The 6,410-nt window shown below is 71.5% G+C and carries 3 protein-coding genes; all 3 read right to left on the reverse strand.

What is annotated here, in order from left to right:
* Positions 1 to 205 precede the first annotated feature (205 nt).
* The 3 genes from AAHM41_RS37910 to AAHM41_RS37920 all read right to left on the reverse strand — a co-directional run bounded on the left by AAHM41_RS37910 (position 206) and on the right by AAHM41_RS37920 (position 6,170).
* On the reverse strand, positions 206 to 3,106 hold the full coding sequence (locus AAHM41_RS37910; RefSeq protein WP_342241815.1) for a [protein-PII] uridylyltransferase: 2,901 nt from the start codon (positions 3,104 to 3,106) through the stop codon (positions 206 to 208).
* Positions 3,107 to 3,114: 8 nt separating this feature from the next.
* Positions 3,115 to 5,742 carry a DNA mismatch repair protein MutS gene (gene mutS / locus AAHM41_RS37915; protein ID WP_342241817.1) on the reverse strand — a complete coding sequence of 876 codons (2,628 nt, stop codon included), beginning with the start codon at positions 5,740 to 5,742 and terminating at the stop codon, positions 3,115 to 3,117.
* Between the two features lie 143 nt (positions 5,743 to 5,885).
* Complete coding sequence (locus AAHM41_RS37920) at positions 5,886 to 6,170, reverse strand: GIY-YIG nuclease family protein (RefSeq protein WP_342241816.1); 285 nt, start codon at positions 6,168 to 6,170, stop codon at positions 5,886 to 5,888.
* Positions 6,171 to 6,410 lie beyond the last annotated feature (240 nt).

A 6,410-nucleotide genomic window follows, 5' to 3' on the forward strand; every position in this document is an offset into this window, starting at 1 on the left:
CACCCCCCCCCCCCCCCCGGGGGGGGGGGGGGGGTGGGGGGGGGGGTCTGCGCGCGCCCGCGCGCGAAGACGAGGGTCTTTCTGCAGAGACTTGCCATGGCCGGCCGTCGGCTCGGGCCGACACAACCCCCTCCCCCTACCCCCCTCCCGCAGGGGGAGGGGGGACTCAAGAAATTTGACCGCCGGCAAAGGCTCAAAGCAGCACTCATGCCGCCGACCGGCGGGCGCGGCGGCGCTTGGGGGCGGCGGGCAGCGGCTTGGCCACCGGGTCGGCCAGCACCTCGCCGAGGGTCTTGCGGATCTGCGCCAGCTTGGCCTCGTGCGTCACCTTCAGGCCGAACACGTCCTTGACGTAGAACACGTCGACGGCGCGGGCGCCGAAGGTCGAGATCTTGGCCGAGGAGATCTGCAGCCCCAGGCCGGTCAGCGCCCGGCCGACCGCATGCAGCAGGCCCGGCCGGTCGCGGCCGTTCAGCTCGATCACCGTGTGGGTGCGGCTGGCCTCGTTGTCGACTAGCACGCGCGGCGCGATCGACACCGAATGCAGCCGCGGATAGCTGCGGTGCCGCCGCTCCAGCTCGGCCGACATCTTCATCTCGCCGGACAGGCTGCGCTCGATCGCGATCCGCACCCGGGCCAGCTTCTCCGGCGCGTCGAAGGCGCCGCCTTCGACCGCGTCCTGGACCAGGAAGGTGTCGAGCGCCATGCCGTCGGCGAAGGTGAAGATCTTGGCCTCGACGATGGTGCCGCCGGAGACGGCGATGGCGCCGGCCAGGCGCGAGAACAGGCCGGGATGGTCGGCGGTGTGGATGGTCAGCTCGGCCACGGTGCGCTGCTGGTCGACCTGGATGTCGATCGCCAGCGCCTCGCCCTCCGCCTCCGCCGCGCGCACCAGCCGGGCGTGGCGGGCCTGGGTGGCGCCGTCGAAGGCCAGCCAATAGGCGCGGCTGGCCTTGCCGGCATAGGATTCGACCGCCGCGGGCGGCCAGTCCGCCAGCGCCTGGCGCAGCAGGTCCTTGGCCTGGTCGACGCGGTGCTCGACCCCGACCGCCTCGTCGGCGCCGGACAGCCGCTCCTCGGCCCGGTGGTACAGCTCGGACATCAGCGTCGCCTTCCAGGCGGTCCAGCGGCCGGGGCCGACGGCGCTGATGTCGGCCGCGGTCAGCACCAGCAGCAGGCGCAGCCGCTCCGGGCTCTCAACGGCGGCGACGAAGTCCTGCACCGTCTTGTCGTCCTCGATGTCGCGCTTGAAGGCGGTGTCGCTGAGCAGCAGGTGCCAGCGCACCAGCCACTGCGCCGTCTCGGTCTCCTCCGGCGTCAGGCCGAAGCGGGGGCCGAGCTTGCGCGCCACCCGGGCGCCCAGCACCGAATGGTCGCCGCCGCGGCCCTTGGCGATGTCGTGGCACAAGAGGGCGACATAGAGCGCCCGCCGCGACCCGGTCTTGCGCATCACCTGGGTGGCGAGCGGCAGCGTCTCCGCCGCCTCACCGGCCTCGATCCGGTGCAGGATGCCGAGCGCGAACAGCGTGTGCTCGTCGACCGTGTAGGTGTGGTACATGTCGTACTGCATCTGCGCCACGACCCGGCCGAAATCCGGCACGAAGCGGCCCAGCACGCCGGCCTCGTTCATCCGCCGCAGCGGGATCTCGGGGTCCTGCTCCGCGGTCAGGATCTCGAGGAAGATGCGGTTCGCCTCCGGGTCGTCGCGAAGGCCTGCGATCAGGTCGATGTTGCGGGTGATCAGCTTCAGCGCCGCCGGGTGGATGTCGAGGTCGCGCGCCTGGGCCACCCGGAACAGCCGGATGATGTCGACCGGATGGTCGCGCAGCGGCTTCTCGCCGGCCAGGCTGATGCGATCGCCGTCGAGCGGCAGCCCGTCGACCATCGGCGCCGAGAAGCCGAGGAAGGCCAGGCCGCGCTTCGGCCGGCGCTGGCTTTCCGCCTCCAGCGCCGCGCAGAAGATCCGGGTCAGGTTGCCGACCTCCTTCGCGACCAGGAAGTAGTGCTTCATCAGCCGCTCGACGCCCTTGGCGCCGGCATGGTCGGTGTAGCCGGCGACGCGCGCCAGCTCCGGCTGCAGGTCGAAGGTCAGGCGGTCCTCGGCCCGGCCGGTCAGGTAGTGCAGATGGCAGCGCACGGCCAAAAGGAAACTCTCCGACCGGCGGAAGCGCCGCGCCTCCTCCGCCGTCAGCACGCCCTTGGCGACCAGGCCGTCGACGTCGTCGACCTGGTACAGGTACTTGCCGATCCAGAACAGGGTCTGCAGGTCGCGCAGGCCGCCCTTGCCCTCCTTCACATTCGGCTCCAGCACGTAGCGGCTGTCGCCCATACGGCGGTGGCGGGCGTCGCGCTCGGCCAGCTTGGCCTCGGTGAAGGCGGCGCCGGTGCCGGCCGTCACCTCCTCGACGAAGCGGCGGCGCAGCGTGTCGTAGAGCGACTGCTCGCCCCACAGCAGCCGGGTCTCCATCAGGCTGGTGCAGATGGTGGTGTCGGTGCGGGCCAGGCGCAGGCTGTCATCGATCGAGCGCACCGAGTGGCCGACCTTCAGCCCGAGGTCCCACAGCAGGTAGAGCATGTACTCGACCACCTGCTCGACCCGCGGGTTGCGCTTGTAGGGCAGCAGGAACAGGAGGTCGATGTCGGAGAAGGGCGCCAGCTCGCCCCGGCCGTAGCCGCCGACCGCGGCGATAGCGAAGCGTTCGCCCAGGGTCGGGTTCGACACCGGGAACAGCCGGGACACGGTGAGCGAGGCCAGCGCCCCGATCAGCACATCCATCAGCCAGGCGGATTCGGCGACGCAGGCATCGGCCGACCCCGCTTCCTCGACGAAGCGGCGGCGGATCGTGGCGCGGCCGGCGGCCAGCGCCTCGCGCAGCGCCGCCAGGATCTCGGCCCGCTGCGCCTGGGCGTCACCCCGGTCCATCGCCTCGTACAACCGCCGCTCCAGCGCCGCCGGGTCGATGATGTCGAGCGGCGCGTCGATCTTTTCGCCGCCGCGCCGGGCCGCGGCCGGCGCCGGGGTCGGCTCGGCCGCGGCCGCACCATAGGGCAGGAAGCGGCGGAGGCGGCCGCGCAGGCCGGGACGGGTGAGGATCTCGTCGGGCATGATTTGTCTTAAATGAGCAACGCCTTCAAAGCATACAACCGTTCGAGCGCTTCGCGCGGGGTCATCGCGTCGGGATCGAGCGCCGACAGGGCGGTCTCGAGCTCGGACGGACCCGCCGGAGCCGCGGCCGGGCGCGCGGCGGCCACGGCGGCGGCCGAGAACAGCGGCAGGTCGTCGACCAGCCGGGCGACGCTGCGGCCTTCCTTGCCCGCCTCCAGCGCCTCCAGCACCTCCTGTGCCCGTCCGACCACGGCGGCGGGCAGCCCGGCCAGCCGGGCGACATGGATGCCGTAGGAGCGGTCGGCCGTGCCCGGCGCGACCTCGTGCAGGAAGACGATGTCGCCCTGCCACTCCTTGACCCGCATGGTGTGGCAGGCGAGACGCGGCAGCCGCGCCTGCAGCGCCGTCAGCTCGTGGTAATGGGTGGCGAACAGGGCCCGGCAGCGGGTGGTCTCGTGCAGGTGCTCGACGCAGGCCCAGGCGATCGACAGCCCGTCGAAGGTGGCGGTGCCGCGGCCGATCTCGTCGAGGATGACCAGCGCCCGCGGGCCGGCCTGGTTCAGGATCGCCGCCGTCTCGACCATCTCGACCATGAAGGTGGAATGGCCGCGGGCCAAGTCGTCGGCGGCGCCGACGCGGCTGAACAGCCGGTCGACCACGCCGATCTCGGCCTCCTCCGCCGGCACGAAGCCGCCCATCTGGGCCAGGACCGCGATCAGCGCGTTCTGGCGCAGGAAGGTCGATTTACCGGCCATGTTCGGGCCGGTCAGCAGCCACAGCCGGCGGTCTTCCGACAGGTCGCAGTCATTGCCGACGAAGGGGCCGCCCTGCGCCTCGGCCAGGGCGATCTCGACCACCGGGTGGCGGCCGCCCTTGATGCGGAAGCCGGTGCCGCCGGTCACCTTCGGCCGGCAGTAGCGGCGTTCGACCGCCAATTCCGCCTGCGAGGCGGCGACATCGAAGCCGGCCAGGGCGCGGACGGCGCCGGAGATCGCCTCGGCCCGGCCGCCGACCTCGCCGACCAGATCGGCGAACAGCCTGAGCTCGAGCGCCAGCGCCTTGTCCGCCGCCTCGCCGATCGACCGCTCCAGCGTGCCGAGCTCGACCGTGGTGAAGCGCATCGCCGAGGCCATGGTCTGGCGATGGATGAAGGTGCCGACATGCGGCGGCTGCAAGAGCTTGTCCGACTGGTTGGCCGAGACCTCGATGTGATAGCCGATGACGTTGTTGTGCCGGATCCGCAGGGTCGGGATCCTGGTCTCGTCGACATAGCGCTGCTGCAGCGCCGCGATCAGCCGGCGGGATTCGTCGCGCAGGGTGCGGACCTCGTCCAGCTCCGGCAGGTAGCCCGGGGCGATGAAGCCGCCGTCGCGGATCAGGAGCGGCAGTTCCTCGGCCAGGGCCCGGGCCAGCCGGTCGACCAGCGCGTCATGCTCGCCGAGCTCGGAAGCGGCGCGGGACAAGAGCGGCGGCAGGTCGAGGAAGCGCGGCGCGCCGAGCCGTTCGCGCAGGCGCCCGCCCTGGCGCAGCGCGTCGCGGATCGCCGCCAGGTCGCGCGGGCCGCCGCGGCCGAGGCCGAGCCGGGTCAGCGCCCGCTCCGCATCCGGGCAAGCGCGCAAAAGGGTGCGCAGGTCGTCGCGCAGCCGACCGTCCTCGACCAGCGCCTGGACGGCGTCGAGCCGTTCGGCCACCGCCTCCGGATCGGTCAGCGGCGCCGCCAGATGGCCCGCCAGCAGCCGGGCGCCGGGGCCGGTGACGGTGCGGTCGATCGCGGCCAAGAGGCTGCCGCGGCGGTCGCCCGACAGGGTCCGCGTCAGCTCCAGGTTGCGGCGGGTGGCGACGTCGATCTCCATCACCGCGCCGCGCGGCAGGCGGCGCGGCGGCGACAGCCGCGGCAGCGCCTTCTGGGTCAGCTGGATGTAGTCGACCAGGGCGCCGGCGGCGGCGACCTCGGCCCGCTCGAAGCTGCCGAAGGAGTCGAGCGTTCCAACGTGAAACAGATCCTGCAGGCGGCGCCGCCCGTTCTCACTGTCGAAGCGGGCGGAGGGCTGCGGCGTCAGCCGCATCTTCCAGTCGCCGAGCAGCTCGAACAGCTCGGGATTCTGCAGCACCCGCTCGGGCAGCAGGATCTCGCTCGGGTCGAAGCGGGCCAGGGCGGCGCCGAGCCGGTCGGGCGCCGTCGGCTCGGTCACCAGCTCGCCCGAGGAGATGTCGACCGCGGCGATGGCCAGGGTGCCGGCGACATCGGCCAGCGCCACCAGGTGATTCGCCGCCCGCGGCTCCAGCAGGCCGTCCTCGGTGACGGTGCCGGGGGTGACGATGCGCACCACCTCGCGCCGCACCAGGGTCTTGCCGGAGCGCTTGCGGGCATCCTCCGGGCTTTCGGTCTGGTCGCACAGCGCCACCCGGAAGCCCTGGCGGATCAGCCGGGCCAGATAGGCCTCGTGGCTGTGCGCGGGGACGCCTGCCATCGGGATGTCCTCGCCCTGGTGCTGGCCGCGCTTGGTCAGGGCGATGTCGAGCGCCGCCGCGGCCTTGACCGCGTCGTCGAAGAACATCTCGTAGAAATCGCCCATGCGGAAGAACAGCAGGCAGTCCGGATGGGCCGCCTTGGCCTCCAGATACTGCGCCATCATCGGCGTGACGGCGGGATCGGTCGTCGCGGGGGTGCTGCTGTCGGGCAAGGCTGTCGACACGGACTTACGGGATCGGATCGGCGAAGCGCGGACCCTAGCACGCACGCGGCGATGTCGGAACGCGGTTGCGCCGATGCCTGGGTTCAAACCAGATCGTCGTAGAGATCCCGCCAGGCCGGATTCATAGCTTCAATCAGAGCCAGTTTGGCCGGTCGCGACCCGCCCTTGATCTGTTTCTCGCGCGCAATGGCGTCGAGCATCGACCCGTGCGGCTCGCACCAGACCAGAAGCTTGCAGCCATACCGAGAGGCGAAGCCTTTGACGGCTCCCGTCCGATGCTCGTGCGCACGGCGCGGAAGATTGGACGTCACGCCGACGTAGAGGGTCCCGTTGCGGTGATTCGCCATGATGTAGACGAAGGGCTGCATCAGGCTGGAAGCCTGTCATTGCGAACGCAACGACGCAATGATGGGGGATTGGCTCACTCCCAAAATCGTCATTGCGAGGAGGCAAAGCCGACGAAGCAATCCAGGGGTCGCACGCAACGGCCCCTGGATTGCTTCGCTGCGCTCGCAATGACGGTCTGGAAAATCCGAAAAGGGTTCATTCGAGGAAGGGAAAGTGACGTGGGGGGGGGGGGGGGGGGGGGGGGGGCGGCCCCGCGCGCC

This window comes from Inquilinus sp. OTU3971, assembly GCF_038440215.1.